Below are 24266 nucleotides of genomic sequence, written 5' to 3' on the forward strand. Positions count from 1 at the left end.
CTGTTTCGAGAGATCGACGCGACGATATAACGATTTCCAGATGCGTCGACCTCTCAGCACGTAAGCGCTGGAGCAGCACAACACCACGGCAAGACACGCTGGTTGCCGTGAATGCGCTCTGCTACTGCGCGGCGCGTGGGGCAGCCGGACCAGTTCGCCAAACGCACCTTCGCCGACGTGACGGAGCGGATCACCGGCGGCGCTGTCGCGTGGCAGGATCCGCCGGAGATCGGCCTGGTGAAGGTGCAGAGCGATGGGCTCTTGCTCGTACGCCATCCCGACCGCGTCGCAGCGCTGCCCGCACCGTGGCCCGAGTCCCGGATCCACGAGGAAATCCTGGTCGAGCTGAAGATGCCCGGGGACCATCTGGACTTCGCGGCGGTGGAGCGCGCGCTGCTCCGGCGGCAGGCGAGGCAGGTGCAACGGGCGGAGGAGAGCGCGCGTGGGTGGTTGGGCCAGGAGCCGCTCTGGCTTGTCGCGCCGCACGTGCCTGACTGGCTGAGAGCGCAGCGCGCGCTCGTCGCGATCGGGCCGGGTTGCTACCGCGTGGAGCCGTCGCCCTTTCCTTTCCTGTGGATCGCAGCGAACGATCTGCCGTTGCGAGACGAGCTCGTGCCCTTCCTGGTGGCCCGCTCAGGACGGGCGCTCGACGAGTTTGCCCGATGGGTCGCGCCGCGAATGCCGCTCGCGTGGGTGCTCGGCATGGTAAGATTCACGGCGATGTCAGCGACCGTCCGCGAGGAGCTGCTGTGGTGGGTTGGCAAGGGCGAGGACCCGGAGGTCAAGGCGCGGGAGCGCGAGATCCTTCAGGCGCTGCTCGGCGCGAACCCGGACGTGCAGCAGAAGCTCGTCGAGAGGGGCATCGAGAAGGGCATCGAGAAGGGCCGCGTCTCCGAGGCCCGCAGCGCGCTGCGGAGGGTGCTCGCGCAGCGGCAGCTCGCGCTGAGGCCCGAGGAGGACGCGCGCATCGATGGCTGCGCCGAGCTCGCTGTGCTGGAACGGTGGCTCGAGCGCGCCGTCACCGCCGCGACGGCGGCCGATGCGCTGACGTGATCGCGCTGCCCTGACGGAAGGCTCCTTGCGCGCGCGCCCCCGGGCGGGCCGTCGTGGCCTGCCGCGGCGCGCGGCTCACGGTGGCGAGCGCGGTCCGCTGCGGCCGTCATGGCCCGGCGCGCGCCTGCCGGGGCGCCTCAGCTCGACCGCCGGCGAGTCTTTGCCTGCCGCCGCGTCCTGGTGGTAGGGCAAACCCGTGATGCACGCGCGGCGGAGCGGCGATCGATCCGGCGGGACCACGCTGGAGCAGGCGATCGCGCGCTTCCTCACCTACCTCACGGCCGAGCGCCGGGCCTCGCGCCACACGGTGGACGCCTACCGGCGCGACCTCGAGCAGCTGGCCCGCTTCGCCCGCGAGAAGGCGGCCGCGAACGCCGACAGTCGCCCGGCGCCGGCGCGGGGCAAGGGGAAGACCGCGGGGAAGGCTCCGGCCGCAGGCGGCACCCAGGCCGCCGGCAAGGCCCAGGCCGCCGGCAAGGCCCAGGCCGCCGGCGACGGCCCGGCCGCCAGCAAGGCCCACGCTCCAGGCGAGGCCGCGGCCGCCGGCGAGGCGGCGGCCGCAGGCGACGCCCCGGCCGTCGACGGCCTCGACGTGCTCCTCCTGCGGAGCTGGCTGGGCTCGCTCGCGCGGACCCACGCGCCCGCCTCGATCGCGCGCAAGGTGGGCGCCGCCCGCGCCCTGCTCCGGTACCTGGAGCGGCGCGGCGAGGTCGACAAGAACGCGGCCGCCCAGCTCGCCCTGCCCAAGGTCCGGCGGCCGCTGCCGACCTTCCTCGACGTCGACGCCGCCGCCGAGGTCATGGAGATCCCCGGCGCCGAGACGGCCGAGGGGCTCCGCGACCGCGCCATCCTGGAGACCCTCTACGGCGCGGGCCTGCGCGTCTCCGAGCTCTGCGGGCTCGACCTCGCCCACGTCGACCGGCAGCCCAGCAAGGCGTCGGTGCGCGTCGTCGGCAAGGGCGACAAGGAGCGGATCGTCCCGCTGGGCTCCCACGCCCTCGCCGCCATCGAGCGCTACCTCGAGCGGCGCGCCGAGCTCGCCGATCCGACGACCGGCGCCCGCGACCCCCGCGCCCTGTTCCTGTCCCGCCGCGGCGCGCGCATCGGGGTGCGCCGCGTCCAGGCGCTCGTCCAGCGCTACGGCGCCCTCGGCGCCGGCCGCGCCGACCTGCACCCGCACGCGCTCCGGCACACCTGCGCGACCCACCTGCTCGACGGCGGCGCCGACCTCCGGGCCATCCAGAAGCTGCTCGGGCACGCCTCGCTCGCCACCACGCAGCGGTACACGCACGTCTCGATCGACCACCTGCTCAAGGTCTACGACGCCGCCCACCCCATGGCGCGCAAGCGGAGCCCCTCGTGAAGCGGGCCCCGAGCTCGCCGGGACCCGCCGTCCCCACGCTGGCCCGCGCGTGGGCGGGGCGGCTCGCCACGAGCGCGCTCGGGGCCAGCGTCTTCGGAGCCCTCGCCGCGTCCCTCGACGCCGGGTGGGCCACGGCCGGCACCGGCGACGACTCCGCCTTCCAGCTCGCGACCTACCTCGCCGACATCGGGGTGTTCGCGCCGGTCGCGCTCGCGGTCGGCCTGCTCGGCGGCGCCGCCGCCATCGTGGTCGACCCGTCGCGCCCGCCGTCGCCGGCCACGCTCGTCGCCTCGCTGCGCGTGCGCGCGATCGGCCGGCCCGCCGACATCGCGGCGTTCGTGCCGCTCGCGGTCCTCGCGGCCTTCCTCTGGATGACCCTGTGCGCGCACCTCGCCCGCGCGCTGCTCGGGCTCGAGGCCACCCCCCTGCTGGTCGGCACGGCCGTCGCCGCGGGCGCGCTCGGCCTCGGCCTCATCGCGGGCCTCGCCGTCCTCGCCCTGACGCCGCCGCTCCGGCGCACGCTCGCCAACGCCAGCGACGGGCGCCCGGCCTGCGTCGACCCGGCGGTGACCGGGGGCGTCGCGCTCGGCATCGCCGCGTCCCTGTTCGCGCTCGGCGTCGCCACGGGCGGCGTCTCCGGCGAGGGCGGCTTCCTCGGCATCTACGGCGTCTTCAAGCGCCCCGAGCTCGACCTGCGCGCCCCGGCGATCCTGCTCGTCGTCGCGCTCGCCGCCTTCCTCGCGCCGGCCGCCATCCGGACGGTGCGCGCCCCGCTCGCGCTCGTCCTCGCGCTCCTGCCGCTCGCGCTCACCGCGCGCGCGGCCACGTCGCTCAACGCCCAGCCCGCGGTGGGCCAGGCGCTCGAGCGCGACGCGCCCGTCGGCGGCAAGAGCCTCGCGGTCCTGCGCCGCGCCGCCGACCGCGACGGCGACCGCGCGGCCGCGCTCTTCGGCGGCGGCGACTGCGACGACCGCGACGCGCGCGTCCACCCGCTCGCCGAGGAGATCCTCGACAACGGCGTCGACGACGACTGCACCGGCGGCGACCTGACCGCCGCGGCGCTCGCCCTGCTCGCGCCCGCCCCCACGCCGGCGGCGGCCGCCGACGCGCGCGGGTCGTCCGCGGCGCGGCTCCCGGCGGACCTGAACGTCGTCCTCATCACGATCGACACGCTCCGCTGGGACCTCGGCTACGCGGGCAACCCGCGGCCGGTGTCGCCGAACCTCGACGCGCTCGCGGCGCGATCGACCGTGTTCGAGCGCGCGTACGCGCTCGCGTCCTACACGGGCAAGAGCATCGGCCCGATGCTCATCGGCAAGTACGGGGGCGAGACCCACAGAAACTGGGGTCATTTCAACAAGTTCAGCGAGGAGGACACGTTCGTCGCGGAGCGGCTGAAGGGCGCCGGGGTGCGCACGATGAGCGTGCACGGGCACCGGTACTTCGGCAGCTTCGGCGGGCTCGATCGCGGCTTCGACGTGGTGGACATGTCGGCGGCGCCGCCCGAGGGCGCGCCGTGGGACGTCGACAACAAGGCGACGAGCCCCGCGCTGACCGACGCCGCGCTCCGGCTGCTCGCGTCGCCCGAGAACACGGGCGGGCGCTTCTTCCTGTGGGTCCACTACCTCGATCCGCACGCCGACTACCTCCGGCACGACGACGTGCCGGACTTCGGCGCGAAGTCGCAGCGGGACCTCTACGACGGCGAGGTGGCCTTCACGGACAAGCACATCGGCCGGCTGCTCGACGCGATCGCGGCGGCGCCGACGCTCGCCGCGCGCACGGCGATCGTGGTGACGAGCGATCACGGCGAGGCGTTCGGGGAACACAAGATGTTCCGCCACGGCTTCGAGCTCTGGGAGGAGCTCGTGCGCGTGCCGCTGCTCGTCCACGTGCCGGGCGCGACGCCGTCGCGGGTCTCGGCGCGGCGCAGCCTGATCGATCTCACGCCGACGCTCCTCGAGCTCATGCGGGTGCCGGGCCCGGGCGAGGGCGCCCCGGCGACCGACTTCCTGTCCGGCGCGTCGCTCCTGCCCGACGTGTTCCTCCCTCCCGGCGAGCAGGCGCAGGCGCGCGACGTGCTGATCGACATGCCGGCCGGTCCCTACAACGACGCGCGGCGGTCGTTCATCCGCGGCGACATGAAGCTGACGATCTCGGGCGGCGCACGTTTCGAGCTCTACGACCTGGCGAGCGACCCGGAGGAGCGGAAGAACCTCTGGGGTACGCCGGCCGCGAAGGAGATCGAGCCGTACTACGCGGCGCTGCGGGCGCGCCTCCGCGAGATCCAGGTGACCGGCGCGCGGAAGTGACCGGCGCTCCCTGCGGACAGCAGGTTTCAGTCGCGGAGGACAAGGCGCGCTCTTTGCCTGCCTGCCAGCATGGCAAGACACACACTCTTCAGCTTCGGGTTCGTGGCCGCCGCGCTCGTGGTGGCCGCATGTAGCGACGACAACGGCGGGAACAACGCCACCACCTCGGGGCCGGGCTCCACGAGCAGCGCATCGGGCGGCGGCGGCGGGGGCGGCGGGGGCGACGGCGGGGGTGGAGGGGCCCCCGACGACAAGGATCCCGCCGAGGTCACGTCGGCCGACGACTGCTTCTACGACGGCGCAGGCGGCGCCAACGCGTTCCGCTGCTCGGCCGCGACGATCGAGCTCGCCGAGCCGGTCCCCGTCGCCGCGCTGACGTTCGTCGTCGAGACCAGCGAGGGCGACGTCTTCGATGTCGCCACCACCAGCGAGGACCAGCCGCTCGGCGTCAGGGTCGAGGTCGACCAGGGCGGCGGCGGGGGAGCCGGCGGCGGCGGCGGCGGCGGGTCGGGGGCGGTCGCGACCGCGCTCGTCGTCTACGTCGACAGCCCGCCGCCGCACTACGCGCCAACGTGGATCGACGTCCAGGTCCGCGTCGACGGTGAGCTCGTGGGCTCCAAGCGCTTCGAGGAGCTCAAGTTCGCCTGCGTCGCGCACTCGTCGGACGACTGGTGCTGGGAGTCCGAGCCGGTCACCCTGCCCATCGACGCGATGGATTGACCAAGTCGAGCGGCGCGCAGCACGGCGGAGAGCGCCTGTCGCGCGCTCCACCGTGACAGCGGCCAAGGTGGACGCAGCGAGGCGCTCGCCCGCTCCCCGGCGCCTTCGTTGCGTGTCCTCGGCGCAGCGCTCTGGCGTTGGAGAGCCGTCCCGAACATCAAAGACTGCGCGCTCGTCGGCCCACGACATCGACGACCACGTCACCGCACGATCTGCCCTCCCCATCCGACACGCCGCATGTGGCACGTGCCCGCGGCACGGAGCTCAGCCAGCCCCGAACCCCTCCTCGGCTGACTCACTTTGACACATGGCACATGCCGGGTGCATGTGCCCGGGGCCGTGTCGGCCTGTCATCGCGGCGGCGGTCCCAGGCCGCCAGGACGGCATCCCTTTGCTGTCGTGAGGACGAGGATCTCGCCAGGACACGAAGCCCGGTCGCGCCGGAGCTGTGGATTGCCTCTCGTTCGTTCCTCGGCGCCCATGATGACTTCACGGCGCGCGCCGCAGGTCCTGCTGGACACGAAGGGGCGCCATGCGGCCATGACCCCATCGCTCGCCGCGCTCACCGCGCTCACCGCGCTCACCGCGCTCGCCCCTGCGCTCCTCGCCGAGCTCTCCCCGCGCCCCGATCTGCGATAGCCTCTGCCGGCCCATGAGCGACCTGCGCCAGCCCGCCGAGACCAAGTACGAACACGAGCTCGCGGCCCTCGCCGCCGAGGACACGGCGCCGAGGCCGCCCGGGTGGCGGCTCTCGCCGAGGGCCGTGGAGACCTACATCCTCGGCAGCGACAAGCCCGTCGGCGGCGTCGCGATCACGCCCAAGTACATCGGCGATCGCTCCCTCGTGCAGGTCGCCCTCGCGACGCTCGCCTCCGACCGCGCGCTCATGCTCGTCGGCGAGCCAGGCACCGCGAAGAGCTGGCTCTCCGAGCACCTGTCCGCGGCCATCAGCGGGACGAGCGCCCTCGTCGTCCAGGGAACCGCGGGCACCAGCGAGGAGCACGTCAAATACGGCTGGAACTACGCCCTCCTCCTCGCCGAGGGGCCGTCGCAGAAGGCGCTCGTGCCCTCGCCCATCCTCCGCGCCATGCGCGACGGGCGGTTCGCGCGGTTCGAGGAGATCACCCGCACGTCGTCGGAGATCCAGGACGCGCTCATCTCCATCCTGTCCGAGAAGCAGGTCGCCATCCCGGAGCTCGACCAGGTGGTCTCCGCGCAGCGCGGCTTCAACCTCATCGCCACCGCCAACACCCGCGACCGCGGCGTCAACGAGATGAGCGCCGCGCTCAAGCGCCGCTTCAACTTCATCACCGTGCCCGTGGTCGACGACCTCGAGCAGGAGATCCGCATCGTGCAGAAGCGCGAGGCCGAGCTCCGCGGCGACTACCAGGTCGGCGTCGAGCCGCCGGCCGAGCTCGCGAAGCTGCTCGTCACGCTGTTCCAGGAGCTCCGCGCCGGCGTCACCAAGGACGGCAAGACCAAGGTGAAGGCGCCCGGCTCGGTGCTGTCGACCGCGGAGGCGATCAGCGTGCTGTTCAACAGCGGGATCCTCGCGCAGCACTTCGGCACGGGGAAGGTCACGGCCGACGACCTGTCGCGCTCGCTCCTCGGCGCCGTGAGCAAGGAAGGCGGCGACGACCTCAAGGCCGTGCGCGAGTACTGCGAGACCGTGGCCAAGGGGCGCGCGGGGCTCTGGAAGGAGTTCTACGCCGCGTCCAAGAAGCGGCTGGCGCCCTGAGAGAGGGAGACCCGATGGACCTCGACCGGCTCGCCGCCGTCCACCTCTTCCCGGTGCGCCATCACTCGCCGCGCTCGAGCGCGACGCTGCGCGCGTACCTCGACGAGGTGCGGCCGAAGGCGATCTTCGTCGAAGGGCCGAGCGACGCCACGGAGCTCCTCGAGGCGCTCGTCGATCCGAAGACCGTGCCGCCGGTCGCGATCCTCGGCTACCGGACCGACGGGACGCCCGCGTCGTCGCTGTGGCCGTTCGCTGCGTACTCGCCCGAGTACGTCGCGGTGAAGTGGGCCTTCGAGCACGGCGCGCGCGTGGAGCTCATCGACGTGCCCGTCGGCATGACCCTCGCGCCGTTCGAGGGCGCCACGGTGGGCCACGACGACGCCGAGGACCCGGGCGGCCACGAGCACGAGGGCGAGCGCGAGGTTGACGCAGAGCGCGGGGAGGACGCGGACGAGGAGGGCGACGGCGACGGGGCGGCGGGCGCGGAGGGGGCGCAGGAGAGCATCTACGAGGCGTGCGCGAGGGCGCGGGGGTTCCGCTCGTTCGAGGAGTTCTGGGAGGCCTCGTTCGAGGCGCCCCGCTACGAGCCGAGGGCGTTCCGCGAGGCGCTCCTCGCCTACGCGGACCTCGCGCGCGGCGACGGCGACCGGCTGGTACACCGGGCGCGCGACGCGTACATGGCGCGGCAGATCCTCGAGCGCATGGGGCCGGACCTCGCCCCGAACGAGGTTGCCGCCGTGCTCGGCGCGGCCCACGCGGCAGCGTTCGCGGCGCGCGACGTCGATGCCGCGCTGGAGGCGCGGCTGCCGGCGCCGGTGCCGTGCGCGGTGACGCTGATCCCGTTCAGCTTCCCGCGGCTGTCCGAGCAGCTCGGCTACGGCGCGGGGAACCGGGCGCCGCAGTACTACCAGCGCGCGCACGACGCGGGGGGCGATTTCCGGCGCGCCACGCTCGAGGTGCTGATCGATTTCACCGAGCACCTCCGCCTGCGCGGGTTCATGGCGTCGCTCGCGGACACCATCGAGGCGTTCCGCCTGGCGGTGGCGCTCGCCGAGCTCCGCGGCAAGGCAGAACCGGGCCTCGACGAGGTGCGCGAGGCGACGATCGCGACCATGTGCCGCGGCGACGCGACCCACGTTGACGGTTTCCTGTGGCCGGCGGTCATCGGGCGCAACGTCGGTCGGGTCGGGAACCGCATCGGGAAGAATTCGCTCCAGGAGGAATTCTGGCGCGAGGTGCGCGAAAGAGGGCTCCCTGCGACGGACGCGCCCGAGTCGTTCCGGCTCTCTCTCACCAACCAGGTTGAGGTTGGAACGAGCGTGCTCCTGCACCGGCTCCGCATCGCCAAGATTCCGTACGCTGCGTACGCTGGCACACGAAGGACGGGAGTTGCGGCGCGGCGCCGCGGTCAGACGGCACAGGAGGTGCCGGCGGACGAGCTGCTGGGGCAGCTCAGCGAAACGTGGGAGGCGCAGTGGACGCCGGCGACCGACGTTGCGCTGGTCGAGAAGATCGTCCTGGGCGATACGCTGGAGCAGGTGGCGACGCGACTGCTCGAGGAGGACCTCGCGGCGTGCCACACGACCGGCGAAGCGGCGGACGTGCTGCTGAACGGGGTGCTCGCGTCGAGCGCACGCGCCGTGGCCGCGGCGCTGCGCGCGTGCGACGAGTTCGCCACGGGCGACAGCGATCTGCCGTCGCTGGCCCGGGCGTGCCGGGCGTTCGCGGGGCTCGCGTCGTTCGGGTCGTCGCGGTCGCTGTCATCGCTCGGCGACGGGGTGATCGCGCCGATGCTGGAGAAGACGTTCGCGCGCGCGGTCCTGCGCGTCCACGGGGGCTGCACGGGCAGCGACGAGGCGGTCGCCGCCGCCAAGGAGGCGCTGCGCACGCTGCACGACGTCGCGCTGTCGCAGCCGATCGTCGACCGCGGGGCGTGGCTCGACGCGGCGCGGGGGCTCGTGGACAGCGAGGCGGTGAACCCGACGGCGTCCGGCCTCGCGTGCGGGCTGCTCTACCTGGCGCAGGCGATCGACGACGCAGAAGTGGCGCGGGTCGTCGGCCTGCGGCTCGGGGGCGCGGCCGAGCCCGAGGCGGCGGCGTCGTTCCTGGCCGGGTTCCTCGAGGTGAACGCGTTGGTGCTGGTGAAGAGCCGGCCCGTGGTCGAGGCGCTGGACACGTTCCTCCGGGGGATCGCGCCGGAGCGCTTCAAGGACACGCTTCCGGTACTTCGGCGCGCGTTCGCGGGGCTCGGTGCGACGGAGCGGCGGTACCTGCTCGAGAACGTGCTCGCGGCGCGAAAGCTGGGGGACAAGGCGCGCGCGGCGCAGGCGGTGCTCCTGGAGAAGGACCGGGAGAAGCTGAAGGAGATGAGCGAGGACCTCTCGCAGGCGATGGAGGACCTGGACGAGTTGCTCTGACCCTCTGACCTGCTCTGACCCGACCCGAACCAGGTTGAGTTCGCGACGACCCGAACCAGGTTGAGTTAACCAGGCTGAGTTAACCAGGTTGAGTTCTAGGTTCACAGAACGGTTCCTTTCGGTCAAGCATAGCCCCCGACATCACGGATTCTGTACCGCTGCTGATACGCTCAACACGGCATGACGCATGCGTACCCACTCGCGTGATGCCGCATGGAGGATCTACCACCGGCTCAACCCCCTGAAGGCACACGTTCGCCTGAGGGCGTGTCGATGTCGTCGCCCGCCCCTTGAACCTTCTGGCCATCCCACTATCCCGCTCCCGCAGGCGGTTCTAGACCACAAGCACCACGTCACTCACGCTGACCCCGTGAAACATTCGCATCCACCATGTCCCCACCGGGAATACGGCGCTGCGTACACCGGCACGCCATCGTTCGAGCGCCGCGCGGTACGACGCGCGGAACGCCCGCACGGACGCAGCAGCGGTTTGCCACGCTCCTCCCTGCTCGCGGCCCACCGCAAAGGTAGGATTGCGACCACGCAGCGCCTCGAAGCTCGTGGCACGCTGGTAAGGTGAGACGTTGCCGGCTCGCTCGGCACCAAAGAAGCGGAGCCCATGCCGCTCCACCTCGGCATGGGCCAGCGCCTCCTGTCGTTCGAGCTCGGCCGCGATCTCGCCGCGGAATGCCTCCGCGGCGTCCTGCTCGATGGTGGGCGGCAGTGTGAGCGGCAGCGTTGCTTCCTGGGGCCACCGTGGATTTTCCGGGTCGAGGTATGCCGAGGGACGAGCTGCGTGCATCATGCCGTGGCCGATCTCGCCCACATCCACCTTGGCGCCCGGCCATTCACTCGAATGACGAACGAGACCGGCAGCAACAGGGTTTGCAAGGACATAGGCAATCTTTTCCACAACCGCCGCGCGAGTCAGCAGCCGTACCACGCTCGTGGCTTCATGGTCCCATACCGGGCCCTCCCACTTGCGCAGCACCTTCGTGCCAAGCGCGACGATGCGATGGAAGAACTGCAAGAAGCGCGGCAGGACGCCCTGCACATCGGTCACGACAAGGTGCAGATGCGTCGACATCGCGCAAAGGGCATGAACCTCAACGCCGTAGCGGCGGGCCGCGACAGCGAGGGCATAGACCAAGAACTGGTTGATGGCTGCATCGGGGCGAAACAGGAGATGCCGGCGCAGAACGCGACGGGTGATCAGGTACGTGGCGCCGGGAGCGATCTCGCGAGGCTGGCTCATGGCCGGATCGCGTAGACAAACGCTGCGCCATCAAGCGATGTGAATCATTTCAAGCATTTACCTCGCTGCGGGGGGTGGCGGCCGCGATTTTCCGCCAGTTTCCGCCAGCAGACCTCAACCTGAGCAGACCTCAACCTGGGTGGTAGACCTCAACCGCGGACCTCTGCGGCCGGACCTCAACCCGGGTCGGGTCGCCTCGGGTCGCCGGGTCGCCACCTGCGGACCGCGGGTCGCCTTCGGCGCAACCTGGGTCACCGCGGACCTCGCGCGCAACCTGGGTCGGGTTGGACCTCAACCTGGGTCGGGTTGGCCGGTTGCAGGCTCACTCGTCCTGGCCGGCCCGCGACCAGCCGCCGAGCTTGACGCCCGGCGTGTGCGCCAGGAACGCCTGCACGGCGGGCGGCGGCGACGCCCACGCCGCGAGGCGCCCCGGGCTCCGCGGGATCGGCACGGTCGCCGAGCGCGAGTAGGAGCTCCACGCGCCGTCGCCGCAGGCATAGCAGGCGGAGCGCGCGAGCTGCGCGGTGAGCCGGAGCGACCCCCGCGCGTCGTAGGCCGGCGCGACCTTCACGAGCTGCGGTAGATCCTTCTCTCTCCGCGCGGCCTCCGGATCCTCCTCGAGGTCGTCGAGCGTCGCCTCGGCCGCGCGCTGCAGCGACGGGACGCCGGACACCTCGGCGAGCAGGTCGACCGCCCCGCCGCGCTCGGCGTCCCACACCGTGAACGCGGCGCCCTCGGAGCCGTGCGCGCCGCAGAGATCGCTGTACGTGCGCTCCTCGATGAACAGGTACGGCCCCACGCTGCCGATCAGCGCCGCGCTGTGCTGGAACTCGTTGCTCTCGTCCTGGTCCGGCGCCGTGATCACGCCCTGGCGCTCGCCGCCCCCGCGCAGCACGAGATCCGCGTCGGTCGCCGTGCCCTCGCCTGGCTCGCGCGTGTCCCCGTCCCAGAGCTCGCAGGGCGTGGTCTCGACCTCCTTCGCGCGCGCCTCCCAGCGCCACTCCCCGCGCCGGGTCGCCACGACGATCCCGGGCTCCTCGCGGATCACCGCGCCGCCCTCGGCGACGTGCCACGTCCTCGGCGTCCCCTCGCCCGTGCTGCCCCAGATCAGGACCACCCCGGCCGTCGCGGCGTCCCCGGCCGCCTGGGGCTCCGACGGGCGCGGGGCGGGCGCGAGCTGGATGTCGGTGGCAGGGGCGGGCGCAGGCCGCGGCCGGGCGGCACAGCCGGAGATCAGCGCCAGCGAGACGATCAACGCAGCAGGTCGGGAGCGCAGCATGCGGAGCCGGAAGAGCATGGTGTGTGCCGCGGACCGCGGCCAGGAAAGCGCGCGCCGCGCGCGCTGAAGGTGTAGCCGCGCGCCCACGCCGCGTGGCACGAGCGCCCCGTCACTGGCTTCGAGACCCGACGATCGACTGCCGCGCGGGCAGCGGCACGAACGGCGCGCCGCCTGCGTCGGCGACCGCGCGTCATCCTGCGCCGGGGCCCGAGCGCGCCCGGCGCAGGAGCTCCCGCTGCGCGGCGTTCAGCCGGATTCCGGGCCTGCGCTGCCGGAGGCGGGCCTCCATCGCGTCGACGTCGGCGGCGAGCTCGCGCTCCAGCAGCAGCGCGATCGCGAGGGTCGCCGATCGGCCGCGGCCAGAGGCGCAGTGCAGGTACACGCCGTCCACGCCGCGCAGCCGCTCGAGGAGCTCCCGGAGCCGCTCCACCTTGGGCCCCGTGCCGTCGAGCGTCGGCACGCAGACGTAGCCGGGGTGGCGCCGCACCGCGGCGGCCGCCGGAAACTCGGCCGTCATGTCCACGACCAACCGCACGCCCGCCGGCAACTCGTGGGCGAGCGGCCGCCGGCCGACCCAGAGCCCGGGCGCCACCTCGTTGGCGCAGTCCGCCCGCCCGAGCGCCCGCTCCGCGCGCCATACCGCCCAGGTCAGGAGGAAATACGGACCGAGCAGGACGAGCGCCCACGCGGCCTGCGTGCCGTCAGGCCGCTTGCCCAGCAGCGCGGGCCGGCGCGCGAGGTACGCGGCGCCGACCAAGCCGAAGCTCAGCGCCGGCCAGAGCAGCGCGAGCGCAGCCCCGCCGGCGAGGAACGCGAGCGCGGCGAGCGCGGCGCTCAGGACGAGGAAGGTCAGGCCGTATCGCATGGGGCGGAGAGGCGTCTGCTCGGCCATGCTCTCACATCGGGTGCTCCTCGAAGAAGTCGAGCAGCCGCTCGCTCGCGTCGAACGTCTCGCTCTTCGGGCCGAACACCGGCGGCAGATCCCCTCCGCCCGGCCACGTGTGCCCGCCCCCCGCGACCGCGCAGTGCTCGACCTCGGCCTCGTCAGCGCAGCGCGACCACGCCGTGCACGTCGTGTCGCCGTGCGCATACGTCACGCGGGAGACGCCGGCGCACCCGTCGCGATCGCGCCATATCGCGAGGCTCTCGGCCACGGAGATGAATCTGAGGCTCCCCGACACGGGCACCGGGACCATCCCCAGGCCTCCGTTGTACGGGATGACGACGTCCCCGGTCCCGTGCACATGAAGGACGGAGATCGGGCGCGCCGGCTCGCACGACGCCGGCCGTACATGCAGGACGCCGGCGACCGGGGCGATCGCCGCGATCCTGTCCGCGAGCTCGCAGCCGAGGCGGTGGGCCATGAGCGCGCCATTGGACATGCCGGTCACGAAGATGCGCCTCGGGTCGACGCGGTGCTCCGCCGAGATGGCGTCGATGAGGTCACGCGTGAAGCCCACGTCGTCCACCCTCTCTTCCCACGCCTGGCCGCAACACCGGCCTGCATTCCAGCTCCCGCCGATGCCCGCGGGATACGCGACCAGGAGACCTCGCTCGCCCGCGAGCTCGCTGAGCCCCGTGAGGGAGGCCTCCGCCTCGGGCGTACCATTGAAATGGTGAAAGTCGAGCACCAGCGGGACACGCCTCTTCTTCTTGTGAAGAGATCTCGGGACATGCAGGAGGGCCGAGCGCTCGCGGCCGCCGCTCGTCACATGAATCCAGCGGTCTTCCACCGGGCCCTCCCCGCCGGAACAACCACGCTCGCCCTCCACGATGCGCTCCGCCGCCGTCCCCAGCGGCTCCGGCGATCCGCAGCCGGCAAGGACGGCGACGGCGATCATCACGGACATACATCGATCATGACTGACGATACCCATGCACCCCTCCAGAGAGAGGACAGTACAATGGGCCGGACATCCATCACAGCTTCCTCTTTCAGGAGCTCGAAGGCGAACGGGATGTGCGCCGTCGGCGCGGACAGCGCCTCACACGCCCGGCGAAGCCGGTCTCGAGTCCACGGCGACGGCCCGCTGGATGGCGTCGCGGAGCCACCGGTGGCCCTCGTCGTGCTCGGAGCGCTCCGGCCAGACGAGCGTCAGCGTGTAGCCCTCGAGCTGGAAAGGACATGGCCGCACCGCGAGATCGAGCCTCCGGGCCAGGGCCGCGGCGACGCGCGCGGACACGGTGAGCAGCAGGTCGGAGCCGGAGACGATGAACGGGGCGACCAGGAAATGGGACACGGTCAGCGTCACCCGCCGGCGCAATCCCTGCTCCGCCAGCGCCCGATCGATGGCGCCGTGGTCCTCCCCGTGCGGCGAGACCATCAGGTGCTCGCAGGCAGCGTAGCGCGCCGCGGTGAGCGGCCTCCGGGACGCCGGGTGTCCGCGGCGCATCACACAGACGATCTCCTCGGCCGCGAGCAGCGTGGAGCGACAGCCGTCGGGCACGGGTCCGCCGCGCCCGAGCTTGCCGTCGAGCTCGCCGCGGCGCAGGAGCTCGGCGAAGTCGGCCGGGATGTTCCGGCAGCGCAGGTTGACGCGCGGCGCCTCGACGGCGAGCAAAGCGGTCAGCGCCGGGAGCACGAGCAGCTCGAGGTTGTCGGTCGCGACCAGCCGGAACGTGCGCTGCGACCGCCGCGGGTCGAACCGCTCGACCGGGCGGAAGACCTGCTCGAGCCGCTCGACCGCCTCGGCCGCTCGCGGGGCCAGGTCTCGCGCGCGCTCGCTCAGCGTCATCTGCCGGCCGACCTGGATGAGCAGCGGGTCCTCGAAATGGGCGCGCAGCCGCGCGAGCGCGTGGCTCATCGAGGGCTGCGTCACGCCCACGCGGCGCGCGGCGCGCGTGACGCTCTTCTCCTGGAGCAGGGCGTGCAACGCCACGACGAGGTGGGTGTCGACCGACTGCAGGCGCATGGTCGATGGATAGCACGGCAATCCATCGACGCTGTCTATGGATCGCCGCGCCGACTGTCGATTCGACGCCCGGGGCGCGGGTACCTATCTCTCCTCTCCGGACGGCACATGCGGCCGCGCGGCGCGCCCCTGCCCCCCAGCCGAGGAGAGCAACCCATGATCATCGAGTACATCCGCTACACGATCCCCGCGGAACAAGAGAAGGAGTTCCTGGCCGCCTACCGCGACGCCGCGGCGGAGCTGCGCGGCTCGGCGCATTGCCTCGATTACGAGATCTCCCGCGGCGTCGAAGATCCGACGAGCTTCGTCGTCCGCATCTGCTGGGACTCGCTGCAAGGCCACCTCCAGGGCTTCCGCAAGGCAGCGGCGTTCCCGTCGTTCTTCGCCAAGGTGAAGCCGTTCTACGAGCGTATCCAGGAGATGAGGCACTACGCCTTGACCGACGTCGCCGCGCGGCAGGCGGGGACGGCCGCGACGGCTGAAGGGTAGACGGCCCGCCGAGCCGCTCCCCTTTGCAGGTCGCGCCGAACAGATCAGGTCGCGTCGAACGGATATCGAGGTTACCCTCGCGCGTCGACCCCTCATCGGCCGCCTCTCGCGATCGCCTGGAGCATCCTCATGCCGCGCACGCTGGCTCTCGGACTCTCCCTCCCGCTCCTTCTCTCGCTCTCGCACTGCGCGGGCGCGCGGAGCCCGAGCCCGCTCCCCGCTGACCCGGATCGCTCGCCCACGCCGGCGCCTGGATCGAGCGCCGGGCCGGCGAGCGGCCTCGATCCGGCACCGGCGCCCCTACCCGACGGCGCGCCGCAGCCATCTCCCGGACCCACCACGGGCGACGCGTCGACCTCCGATCCCGACCCGGCGCCCGCGACCGCGACCGCTCCGGGCCGGACACCTGAGCCCGGTGACGCGCCCGCGCTGGACAGCGGGCCTCCCGCGGGGCCGTCGCGATGCGCGGCGCCAGCCCGTCCCGCGCCGGGCTTCACGGACTGCGCACGCCAGGAGGTCTTTGCCGGCGGATGCTGCTATCCGAGCTTCGAGGCCGCCTGCGCCGGACTCGGCTGCTCCCCGCCAGCCTGCCTGCGCCTCAAATCGAGCCCCTTGCAGGCCCGGTGCGCCCGGTGACGGGCGGTGTGACGCCGCGGCCCGGGAAAGCTGCTGGGCAGACCGCGCGGCGCCCCTCGCGACGCGCGCCCGACGCGCCGCTTCCGCAGCGGCGCGGGCAGGTGCAGGATGAGGCCATGGGAATGCCTCCGACGCTCGACCGAGACCACCGCCGCGCCCCGCGCGCGCCCGCCGCCGCCCTCATCGCGCTCCTCGCCGCCGGCGCCGCGCTCGCGGCCTGCTCCAGGAGCACCGGTGGGCCGAAGCACCGCGAGGCGGCGCCGGAGCGCGACAGCGCCTGCACGGATCCGGCGAAGCCCAGGGCGTACTTCTATCCTGCGGAGAACCGGACGGACTACGCGCCTGACGATCCCTGGAAGGACGGCTGCGCCATGCTGGTGCCAGATCACCTGTTCTGCTGTCCGGACAAGGCCTCCACCGGCTCGCCCTGACCCGCTCCGCCCCGCGACGCGCGCCCGTGCCGCTCGTCCGGAGCGCAGCCGTCGCTGCGCGCCCTGCTCGCGCTGCCGCGCTGGAGCTCGCCGAACAGACGTTGAGCTACGCCGGGTCGAACCCGCAGGACCGCGGGCCGAGCTCGCTGCGCGTTCGCTTCCCCGCAGCCTGAGCGGGCGAACGCGGGCCCGCCCGAGGACGGCCGACACGGGTGCCGCACAACGCAGCATGTCGCATTTTGCGACGGTGTCGGTCGGGCGGCTGGACGCGCCGCCTGCGCCGCGCGCCACCTGCGCTACGACGCCGGGCATGAAGCTCGCGCGCAAGCTGACGCTCGCCCTCGTGTTCGGGGTCTTCCTCGTGCTCGCGCTGAGCGCCTACGTCCAGATCCGCAGAGACGCCATGGTGTTCGAGAACGACGTCCAGCGCGATCATCACACGATGGGCCGCGCGCTCGCGGCCGCCGTCACGGAGGTGTGGCGCTCCGAGGGCGCGGCGCGGGCGCTGCGCCTGGTGGAAGACGCCAACGAGCGGGAACAGCAGGTGAACATCCGCTGGGTCTGGCTCGACGGCCAGACCGACGAGCCCCATCGCCCCCGGCTGGCCCCGGAGCTGCTCGTCCCCGTCGCCGGCGGGCAAGCGGTCGTGCGCCGGATCCCCCAGAAAGACGCGGATCTGCTCGTGACCTGCGTGCCGGTGCCCGTGCCCGGCGACCGCGCCGGCGCGCTCGAGCTCTCCGAGTCGCTCGCGGGCGCGCGCCGGTACATCCGGAGCATGATCCTGAGCACGGCGATCACCACAGCCGCGCTGACGCTGGTATGTGGGTTGCTTACAACGGGCCTCGGAGTCTGGCTGGTGGGACGCCCCATGCGCACGTTGATCGACCAGGCGCGGCGGATCGGCGCCGGCGATCTCTCCAGGCGGCTGTCGCTGCGCCAGGAAGACGAGATCGGCGAGCTCGGGCGCGAGATGAACGCCATGTGCGACCGCCTCGCCGCGGCCAACCAGAGGCTCGAGTCCGAGGCCGCCGCGCGGATCGCCGCGCTCCAGCAGCTCCGTCACGCCGAGCGGCTCGCGACCGTCGGCAAGCTCGCGTCCGGGATCGCGCACGAGCTGGGCGCGCCCCTCCAGGTCGTCACGGGGCGCGCGCGCATGCTCGTCGACGGCGACGTGTCGGGCGATGAGGTGCCGAGCAATGGACAGATCATCCTCGAGCAGTCGCAGCGAATGACCCAGATCATCCGACAGCTGCTCGACTTCGCCCGGCGCCGCAGCGCCGAGAAGCAGGAGACCGCGCTCCGGGGCGTCGTCCGCGGCACGTTCACGATGCTGAAGCCGCTGGCGGACAAGCAGGGTGTCACGATCGTCGAGGAGGGAGACACGCCGGATCGGCTGGTCCACGCCGACGCCGACCAGCTCCAGCAGGCGCTCACGAACGTGGTGGTCAACGCGATCCAGGCCATGCCGTCCGGCGGCACGATCGCGGTGCGTGTCCAGACCGTCCGCGCGAGGCCCCCGGCCGACCAGGGAGGGGCCGAGGGCGACTACATCGCGCTGTCGGTGCGCGACGAGGGACAGGGCATGGCGGCCGACGTGCTCGAGCACGTCTTCGAGCCGTTCTTCACGACCAAGCCCGTCGGCGAGGGCACCGGGCTCGGCCTGTCGGTCGCCTACGGCATCATCAAGGAGCACGGCGGCTGGATCGACGTCGACAGCCACGCCGGCTCGGGGAGCCAGTTCACGATGTACCTGCCGCAGGAGAAGCCATGAGCGGACGCGTCCTGATCGTCGACGATGAGCGGGGCGTCTGCGAGCTCCTCGACGCCGGGCTGAGGAAGCGGGGCTTCCAGGCGGCGTGGCGCACGTCGGCCGCCGAGGCGCTCGATCTCCTCGGCGCGGAGGACTTCGACGTCGTCGTCACCGACATGACCATGCGCGGCATGAGCGGCCTCGAGCTCTGCGAGCGCATCGCCCAGAACCGGCCCGATCTGCCGGTCATCGTCATCACCGCGTTCGGGAGCCTCGACACCGCGACGTCGGCCATCCGCGCCGGCGCCTACGACTTCGTGACGAAGCCGTTCGAGCTCGACGCGCTCCGGCTCACCGTCGAGCGCGCCCTGCGCCACCGCGCCCTCCGCGAGGAGGTGCGCCGGCTGCGGCGCGCCGTGGACGACTCCCACCGTTACGAGCAGATCCTCGGCGGCAGCCCGGCGATGAAGGACGTCTTCGATCTGCTCGACCGGGTCGCCGACTCGGACACGTCGATCCTCATCACCGGCGAGAGCGGCACCGGCAAGGAGCTCGTCGCGCGCGCCGTGCACCAGCGCAGCCGGCGCGGCCAGGGCGCGTTCGTCGCGGTGAACTGCGCGGCGGTCCCGGACGCCCTGCTCGAGAGCGAGCTGTTCGGCCACGCGCGGGGCGCCTTCACCGACGCCAAGGGGCCGAGGAGCGGCCTGTTCGCGCGGGCCCACGGCGGCACCCTGTTCCTCGACGAGATCGGCGAGCTGCCGGTCGTGCTCCAGCCGAAGCTCCTGCGCGCCCTCCAGGAGCGCGTCGTCCGGCCCGTCGGCGCGGACGAGGAGGTCCCCGTGGACGTGCGGCTCATCGCGGCGACCAACCGCGACCTCGAGACCGCGATCGAGGAGCGCCGCTTCCGCGAGGACCTCTATTACCGGATCAACGTCGTCCACGTCGATCTGCCGCCGCTCCGCTCCCGCGGCGCCGACGTGCTCCTGCTCGCGCAGCGCTTCCTCGAGCACTTCGCGACCGTCAAGGAGCGGCCGATCAAGGGCCTCTCGGCGCCCGCGGCCGAGAAGCTCGTCGCCTACGCGTGGCCCGGCAACGTCCGCGAGCTCCAGAACTGCATCGAGCGGGCGGTCGCGCTCGCGCGGTACGATCAGATCACCGTCGACGATCTCCCCGAGAAGATACGGAGTTACCGGAGCTCCCACGTCCTGGTCTCCAGCGACGACCCGACCGAGCTCGTCCCCATGGAGGAGGTCGAGCGGCGCTACATCCTGCGCGTCCTGGAGGTGGTCAGCGGAAACAAGAGCCAGGCAGCCCAGATCCTGGGCTTCGATCGAGCGACCCTGTACCGGAAGCTCGAACGGTACGGCCTGCGCGCGGGGCGCGCGAGCGACCCGAAGCCGTGACCCGCCCGGCGTCGCGCCGGAGGTGATGCCCAGAGCGCCTCGCGGCGGCGACTCCGCTCGTCCCTCGCGCTGTTGCAGAACGCGACACCCGCGCCGCCGCGCGATCGGCAGCGCCGCGCGCGGGCGCGCACGATCTGCGCTCGTGGCATGAGAGCTGCCTGAAAACCGGGCGCGAACATGAGCCACACCACAGCGGAGCCTGCCGCTCCGGGTCGGAGAGTGCCAGTCGACTGGATCGCGCTCGCGAACGCCTTCGACAACATCGCTCGAGGCGTGCGCCATTTCCTCCACCTCGACACCGGCGCCGTGCTCCGGCTGAACGAGCGGCTCGTCGATCCCGCCACGCGCGCGCGCATCGAGGAGGATCCGGGGTGCGTGCTCATCGAGGCCATCGCCGCTCGGGACCAGTATCGATGGCTGGAGGCGTTCATTCCGACGGTCGACGATCTGGAGTTCCGGCTGGCGCTCCTGCACAGCATGCAGGGCCCAGGGTCGTTCCGGCGGTTCAAGGCCGCGCTCTCGTCCAGACCGGAGCAGCTCCGCCGCTGGCGCGCCTTCCGGCAGGAGCAGATCCGGGTCGCCATCCTCCGGTGGTTTCACGCCCGCGGCCTGACGCCCGTCGCCCTCGAGCACGCGCGGCCGGACGCGCGCTCCGAGCCGCCGAGATCCCGCTCCGCCGACGCGGCCCGCCAGCAGCTTTACGCCGCGGCGGACAGCCTCTCTCCCCAGGACCTCCACGCGCTGACGTCGCTCGCGGAGTTCCTGCGCGCGGCGCGCTCCGCGCTGCGGATCCCCGCGGACTCATCCATGGGCGACGCCGCGCGGGCCGTCCGCCTCCTCCCTTGAAGGCGAGCGCGGCAGCTCGATCCGGAAGACCGAGCCGGCGCCGGGACGGCTCTCGACGAGGAGCCGGCCGCCGTGCGCCTCGACGATGCGCTTCGCCACCGTGAGGCCGAGGCCCGTGCCCGGGATGGATCCAGACGAGGACTTGAGTCGACGGAAAGGCTCGAAGAGGTGCGCCAGCTCCGCGGGCTCGATCCCGAGCCCTCGATCGCGAATGGCGATCTCGGCCCCATCGCCGCCGGCGCGGACCGCCACGTCGATCTGCCCCCCGGCGGGGGAATACTTGAGCGCGTTCGACAGCAGGTTGTTCAGCACCTGCGCGATCCGGGTCGCGTCGCAGGGGATGAGCACCGGTGCCTCGGGGAGCGACAGCTCGATGGGGTGCTCCGGCGAGACCGGGCGATAGAGGTCCACCGCCTCCTGCGCGAGGTCGCGCAGATCGCGCTCCTCCACCCGGAGATCGAGCTTGCAGGCCTCGATCTGGGACGCGTCGAGGAGGTCCCCCACCATGCGCTCGAGCCGGTCGACCTGCCGCCCGACGAGCGCCATGGTCCGGCGCACGCTCGACGCCGGGGGCAGGCTGTCGAGGTCGAGGACGTGCACGGACATCCGGAGCGCCGACAGCGGGTTCCTGAGGTCGTGGGCCACGCCGCCGAGGAACGCGAACTGCGCCTCGCGCTGGCGCTCCAGCGACTCCGCCATGTCGTTGAAGGCGCGCGCGATCTCCCCGAGCTCGCGCGGCCCGATCAGCGGCGCGCGCGCGGCGCGGTCGCCCGCGCCGTAGCGCCCGATCGCCTCCTGGATCGCGACGACGGGGCGGTAGATGAGCCGCCGCGCGCTGAGGAGGACCGTGGAAGCGCCCGCGAGGAAGAACACGACCGCCGCCACGCCGGCGCCCGTCGTGCGCCGGGCCAGGTGCGCGACGAGCGCCTCCGACGCGCGGGCCTGCTCGAGGTTGATCTCGACCAGGCGATCGAGCGCCCTGAACGCCTCGTCGAGGGCGGGATCGTGCACGCCGAGCAGGGCGGGATCGCGCGCGCCGGGCGCCGACGGGAGCTCGCGGGCGTCGGCGGCGCGGCGCCGGGCGAGGTAGTCCTCCACGCGCCGCTCCGCGTGCTCGAGGATCTCGCCCTCCTCCGGGCTGCTCACGTGGCCGCGCGCCGCCGCGAGGCCGCTCCTCAGGTCGCGCTCCCACGCCGCCAGGGAGGGGGCCAGCTCCCCGCGGTCGGCGCCGAGCGCGCGGCCGCTCTGCTGCGCGTCGAGCAGGAGGTCGATCTCCAGCCGCTCCACGAGCCGGACGCTCTCGACCGTGGCGCCGAGGATCCTGGTGGCCTGTTGCATGGTCGTCGACGCGACCATCAGCGCGCCGGCGACCACGATGGCCACGCTCGTGAGAAGAAGCGTGGCGGCCCCGAGGAGCGCGCTCAGGCGCACGGGCCGCGGAAAACGGAGCCAGCTCGGGCCCCGCGGAGTTCTCCGTCCCATCCTCCTGCGTTGGTTCGGATCCGCGCCGGATGCAACGTCGCCTCGATGGAGAGATCGAACTGCAGAGGCACAGAGCACATCGAGACAGCGAGCGATACGCGCGGCGCGCCCGCGGCGCTCCCCGCGCCTCCGCGCCTCCGCGCCGGCCTCACGGGCGCGTCGTGCCCCGGTCGGCTCGGTCCTCTGGACGGTGATCCCCGTTTCCCCGACACTACGCGCGATGCCCGCGCGCACCCCCCGCAAGCCCCCGCCGCCCGCCTCGCCCGCTGGTCCCGCCGGCGCGCCGGACGACCTCACCGACAGCGATCGCGACGCGCTCTTGCGCTGGCGGCTCGCGCTCGGGCCCGAGGCCGAGCGGGTCGACCCGCGCCTGTCCCTGGGCGGGCTCGGCGGCGCGGCGCCCGCGCTCGACGTCGACCCGCGGCGGCTGGGCGACCTCGACAAGGCGCTGTCGTTCATCTACGACGAGCGGGCCGGCAACCTCGGCGGCTCGCGGCCGTACGTGCCCGAGTGGCTCTCCGCCGTGCGGGAGTTCTTCAGCCACGAGGTCGTCGCCCTCGTCCAGAAGGACGCCATCGAGCGAAAGGGGCTGACGCAGCTGCTCTTCGAGCCCGAGACGCTGCCGTTCCTCGAGAAGAACGTCGAGCTCGTCGCCACCCTCATGAGCGCCAAAGGCCTCATCCCCGACGCCGCGCGGGAGACCGCCCGGCAGATCGTGCGCGAGGTCGTCGAGGAGGTGCGGCGCGCGCTCGAGTCCGAGGTCCGCACCGCCGTCCTCGGCGCGCTGCGCCGGAACACGACGAGCCCGCTGCGCGTCCTCAGGAACCTCGACTGGAAGCGCACCATCCGCAAGAACCTGAAGGGGTGGGACGCGGAGCGGCGCCGCCTCGTCCCGGACAAGCTCTATTTCTGGGCGAACCAGACGCGAAGGCACGAGTGGGACGTCGCCATCCTCGTCGACCAGTCGGGCTCGATGGGCGAGAGCGTCGTCTACAGCTCCATCATGGCCGCGATCTTCGCGTCGCTCGACGTCCTCCGCACCCGGCTGCTCTTCTTCGACACCGAGGTCGTCGACGTGACTCCGATGCTCGTCGATCCGGTCGACGTGCTGTTCACGGCGCAGCTCGGCGGCGGCACCGACATCAACCGCGCCGTGGCCTACGCCCAGGCGAACTTCATCGAGCGACCCGAGAAGACGCTGCTCATCCTGATCACCGACCTGTTCGAGGGCGGCAACGCCGAGGAGCTCGTCGCCCGCATGCGCCAGCTCGCCGACAGCAAGGTGAAGTCGATCTGCCTGCTGGCGCTGTCGGACGGCGGAAAGCCCTCGTACGACCACGAGATGGCGCAGAAGCTCGCTGCCCTCGGGACCCCGTGCTTCGGCTGCACGCCAAAGCTCCTCGTCAAGGTGGTGGAGCGGCTCATGCGAGGTCAGGACCTCGGCCCGCTGCTCGGCGCCGAGGCGCGGTGAGCGCCCCGCGCGGCCCGGGATCACAGAAGCACAGAGGACGCAGAGGCTCTCTCTCCTCCTCTGCGTCCTCTGTGCCCCCGTGACCCTCTCTCGGGGGCAGACGGCGCGCCGCTGCGCGCTCTGTCTGCGTATCGGCTCCGTATCGGCGCTGTATCCGCTGCGTATCCGCTGCGTTTCGGCTGACGGCGCGGGCGTCACCGCGCCCTGGACGGCCCGAGCGGCGCGGCGCTCGTCAGCGCGCGGCGCGGAGCGCCTTCGAGGCGCGCTCTTCCGTCCGCCGGGCAGCGGCGCGCTTCCGCGGCGTGGCGGTCCGGGCAGAGCCCGCGGCGGCGCGGCGGCGGGTGCCGGCCGAGCGAACCACCTCGTCCCGCGCGGGCGACTCGACCAGAAGAGGACCAGTGCTGCCCACGGCGCTGATCGAGAAGCCGACTTGGCTGATTGAAAGTTTCACTTGAACTACCGATGTGGTGGCGGATCGATCACGTCGTGCAGCGGAGGACTCATCACCTATAAACTGTTTCGATCGTTTACGCAGCGTCACAACGCCAGGATCACGAGCCCTGGAGCGCCCGTCCGGACGTGAACTTGTCCACCCGGGAGTTCCACTCGCCTTCCGCCTCTCTCGACGGACGCACGCATGCAGGCACCACGGAGGCACGAAGGCACGGGTCTGGGTTTGCTCCGTGCCTCCGTGTCTCCGTGGTGATCG

20 protein-coding genes are annotated in these 24266 nt (G+C 72.5%); 13 read left to right on the forward strand and 7 right to left on the reverse strand.

The annotated features are described in order from the left end of the window. Window positions 1-135: 135 nt before the first annotated feature. From WME96_RS40175 to WME96_RS40205, 7 genes are all read left to right on the forward strand, one after another. Window positions 136-1053 (forward strand): hypothetical protein, encoded by a 918-nt coding sequence (locus tag WME96_RS40175; RefSeq protein WP_437286848.1) that lies wholly within the window; start codon window positions 136-138, stop codon window positions 1051-1053. Window positions 1054-1252: 199 nt separating this feature from the next. Then, window positions 1253-2416, forward strand: coding sequence for a tyrosine recombinase XerC (locus tag WME96_RS40180; RefSeq protein ID WP_437292401.1), 1164 nt, complete (start codon window positions 1253-1255; stop codon window positions 2414-2416). Then, on the forward strand, window positions 2413-4728 hold the full coding sequence (locus WME96_RS40185) for a sulfatase-like hydrolase/transferase (RefSeq protein WP_437286849.1): 2316 nt from the start codon (window positions 2413-2415) through the stop codon (window positions 4726-4728). The genes WME96_RS40180 and WME96_RS40185 overlap by 4 nt, the downstream gene beginning before the upstream one ends. 117 nt (window positions 4729-4845) lie before the next feature. Beyond that, complete coding sequence (locus WME96_RS40190) at window positions 4846-5448, forward strand: hypothetical protein (protein WP_437286850.1); 603 nt, start codon at window positions 4846-4848, stop codon at window positions 5446-5448. A gap of 480 nt (window positions 5449-5928) precedes the next feature. After that, window positions 5929-6087 (forward strand): hypothetical protein, encoded by a 159-nt coding sequence (locus tag WME96_RS40195; protein ID WP_437286851.1) that lies wholly within the window; start codon window positions 5929-5931, stop codon window positions 6085-6087. 13 nt (window positions 6088-6100) lie between these two features. Next, complete coding sequence (locus WME96_RS40200; protein WP_437286852.1) at window positions 6101-7186, forward strand: ATP-binding protein; 1086 nt, start codon at window positions 6101-6103, stop codon at window positions 7184-7186. Between the two features lie 14 nt (window positions 7187-7200). After that, window positions 7201-9603 carry a DUF5682 family protein gene (locus WME96_RS40205; protein WP_437286853.1) on the forward strand — a complete coding sequence of 801 codons (2403 nt, stop codon included), beginning with the start codon at window positions 7201-7203 and terminating at the stop codon, window positions 9601-9603. A gap of 334 nt (window positions 9604-9937) precedes the next feature. Here the strand turns inward: WME96_RS40205 and WME96_RS40210 are convergent, their stop codons facing one another. The 5 genes from WME96_RS40210 to WME96_RS40230 all read right to left on the reverse strand — a co-directional run bounded on the left by WME96_RS40210 (window position 9938) and on the right by WME96_RS40230 (window position 15049). Next, window positions 9938-10858, reverse strand: a complete 921-nt coding sequence (locus WME96_RS40210; protein ID WP_437286854.1) for a transposase — start codon at window positions 10856-10858, stop codon at window positions 9938-9940. Window positions 10859-11180: 322 nt separating this feature from the next. Further along, a complete protein-coding gene (locus WME96_RS40215) occupies window positions 11181-12137 on the reverse strand; it encodes a hypothetical protein (RefSeq protein ID WP_437286855.1) in 957 nt (318 codons plus the stop codon). Window positions 12138-12327: 190 nt separating this feature from the next. Further along, window positions 12328-13002 (reverse strand): hypothetical protein, encoded by a 675-nt coding sequence (locus tag WME96_RS40220; RefSeq protein ID WP_437286856.1) that lies wholly within the window; start codon window positions 13000-13002, stop codon window positions 12328-12330. Between the two features lie 31 nt (window positions 13003-13033). After that, complete coding sequence (locus WME96_RS40225; protein ID WP_437286857.1) at window positions 13034-13987, reverse strand: extracellular catalytic domain type 1 short-chain-length polyhydroxyalkanoate depolymerase; 954 nt, start codon at window positions 13985-13987, stop codon at window positions 13034-13036. 135 nt (window positions 13988-14122) lie between these two features. Then, the gene (locus WME96_RS40230; protein WP_437286858.1) at window positions 14123-15049 is read right to left on the reverse strand and encodes a LysR family transcriptional regulator; all 927 of its coding nucleotides are present in this window, start codon (window positions 15047-15049) and stop codon (window positions 14123-14125) included. 156 nt (window positions 15050-15205) lie between these two features. Between WME96_RS40230 and WME96_RS40235 the strand changes: the two genes are divergently transcribed. From WME96_RS40235 to WME96_RS40255, 5 genes are all read left to right on the forward strand, one after another. After that, entirely contained in the window at window positions 15206-15538 is a 333-nt protein-coding gene (locus WME96_RS40235) for a putative quinol monooxygenase (protein ID WP_437286859.1), read from the forward strand. Window positions 15539-16290: 752 nt separating this feature from the next. Next, entirely contained in the window at window positions 16291-16605 is a 315-nt protein-coding gene (locus WME96_RS40240; protein ID WP_437286860.1) for a hypothetical protein, read from the forward strand. Window positions 16606-16915: 310 nt separating this feature from the next. Further along, on the forward strand, window positions 16916-18376 hold the full coding sequence (locus WME96_RS40245) for a sensor histidine kinase (protein WP_437286861.1): 1461 nt from the start codon (window positions 16916-16918) through the stop codon (window positions 18374-18376). Next, window positions 18373-19758 (forward strand): sigma-54-dependent transcriptional regulator, encoded by a 1386-nt coding sequence (locus WME96_RS40250; RefSeq protein WP_437286862.1) that lies wholly within the window; start codon window positions 18373-18375, stop codon window positions 19756-19758. Before WME96_RS40245 ends, WME96_RS40250 begins: the two co-directional genes overlap by 4 nt. 219 nt (window positions 19759-19977) lie before the next feature. Continuing rightward, the gene (locus WME96_RS40255; protein ID WP_437286863.1) at window positions 19978-20604 is read left to right on the forward strand and encodes a UPF0158 family protein; all 627 of its coding nucleotides are present in this window, start codon (window positions 19978-19980) and stop codon (window positions 20602-20604) included. Here WME96_RS40255 and WME96_RS40260 read toward each other — a convergent pair. Continuing rightward, window positions 20560-22086 (reverse strand): ATP-binding protein, encoded by a 1527-nt coding sequence (locus tag WME96_RS40260; RefSeq protein WP_437286864.1) that lies wholly within the window; start codon window positions 22084-22086, stop codon window positions 20560-20562. The genes WME96_RS40255 and WME96_RS40260 overlap by 45 nt on opposite strands. A 220-nt stretch (window positions 22087-22306) precedes the next feature. Between WME96_RS40260 and WME96_RS40265 the strand changes: the two genes are divergently transcribed. Beyond that, entirely contained in the window at window positions 22307-23557 is a 1251-nt protein-coding gene (locus tag WME96_RS40265) for a VWA domain-containing protein (protein ID WP_437286865.1), read from the forward strand. 232 nt (window positions 23558-23789) lie between these two features. On the opposite strand, the gene WME96_RS40270 is transcribed toward WME96_RS40265, so the two are convergent. After that, window positions 23790-24008: a hypothetical protein gene (locus WME96_RS40270; RefSeq protein ID WP_437286866.1), complete on the reverse strand. Its 219-nt coding sequence runs from the start codon at window positions 24006-24008 to the stop codon at window positions 23790-23792. Window positions 24009-24266: the final 258 nt, after the last annotated feature.

Source organism: Sorangium sp. So ce406, from assembly GCF_051474675.1.
In the GTDB taxonomy this organism is placed as follows: domain Bacteria; phylum Myxococcota_A; class Polyangia; order Polyangiales; family Polyangiaceae; genus Sorangium; species Sorangium cellulosum_G.

Coding starts and splice junctions, on each gene's coding strand:
- WME96_RS40180 (WP_437292401.1), top strand. CDS start 1,253: ATGCACGCGCGGCGGAGCGGCGATCGATCCGGCGGGACCACGCTGGAG.
- WME96_RS40195 (WP_437286851.1), top strand. CDS start 5,929: ATGATGACTTCACGGCGCGCGCCGCAGGTCCTGCTGGACACGAAGGGG.
- WME96_RS40200 (WP_437286852.1), top strand. CDS start 6,101: ATGAGCGACCTGCGCCAGCCCGCCGAGACCAAGTACGAACACGAGCTC.
- WME96_RS40205 (WP_437286853.1), top strand. CDS start 7,201: ATGGACCTCGACCGGCTCGCCGCCGTCCACCTCTTCCCGGTGCGCCAT.
- WME96_RS40210 (WP_437286854.1), bottom strand. CDS start 10,858: ATGAGCCAGCCTCGCGAGATCGCTCCCGGCGCCACGTACCTGATCACC.
- WME96_RS40215 (WP_437286855.1), bottom strand. CDS start 12,137: ATGCTGCGCTCCCGACCTGCTGCGTTGATCGTCTCGCTGGCGCTGATC.
- WME96_RS40220 (WP_437286856.1), bottom strand. CDS start 13,002: ATGCGATACGGCCTGACCTTCCTCGTCCTGAGCGCCGCGCTCGCCGCG.
- WME96_RS40225 (WP_437286857.1), bottom strand. CDS start 13,987: ATGTCCGTGATGATCGCCGTCGCCGTCCTTGCCGGCTGCGGATCGCCG.
- WME96_RS40230 (WP_437286858.1), bottom strand. CDS start 15,049: ATGCGCCTGCAGTCGGTCGACACCCACCTCGTCGTGGCGTTGCACGCC.
- WME96_RS40235 (WP_437286859.1), top strand. CDS start 15,206: ATGATCATCGAGTACATCCGCTACACGATCCCCGCGGAACAAGAGAAG.
- WME96_RS40240 (WP_437286860.1), top strand. CDS start 16,291: ATGGGAATGCCTCCGACGCTCGACCGAGACCACCGCCGCGCCCCGCGC.
- WME96_RS40245 (WP_437286861.1), top strand. CDS start 16,916: ATGAAGCTCGCGCGCAAGCTGACGCTCGCCCTCGTGTTCGGGGTCTTC.
- WME96_RS40250 (WP_437286862.1), top strand. CDS start 18,373: ATGAGCGGACGCGTCCTGATCGTCGACGATGAGCGGGGCGTCTGCGAG.
- WME96_RS40260 (WP_437286864.1), bottom strand. CDS start 22,086: ATGGGACGGAGAACTCCGCGGGGCCCGAGCTGGCTCCGTTTTCCGCGG.
- WME96_RS40265 (WP_437286865.1), top strand. CDS start 22,307: ATGCCCGCGCGCACCCCCCGCAAGCCCCCGCCGCCCGCCTCGCCCGCT.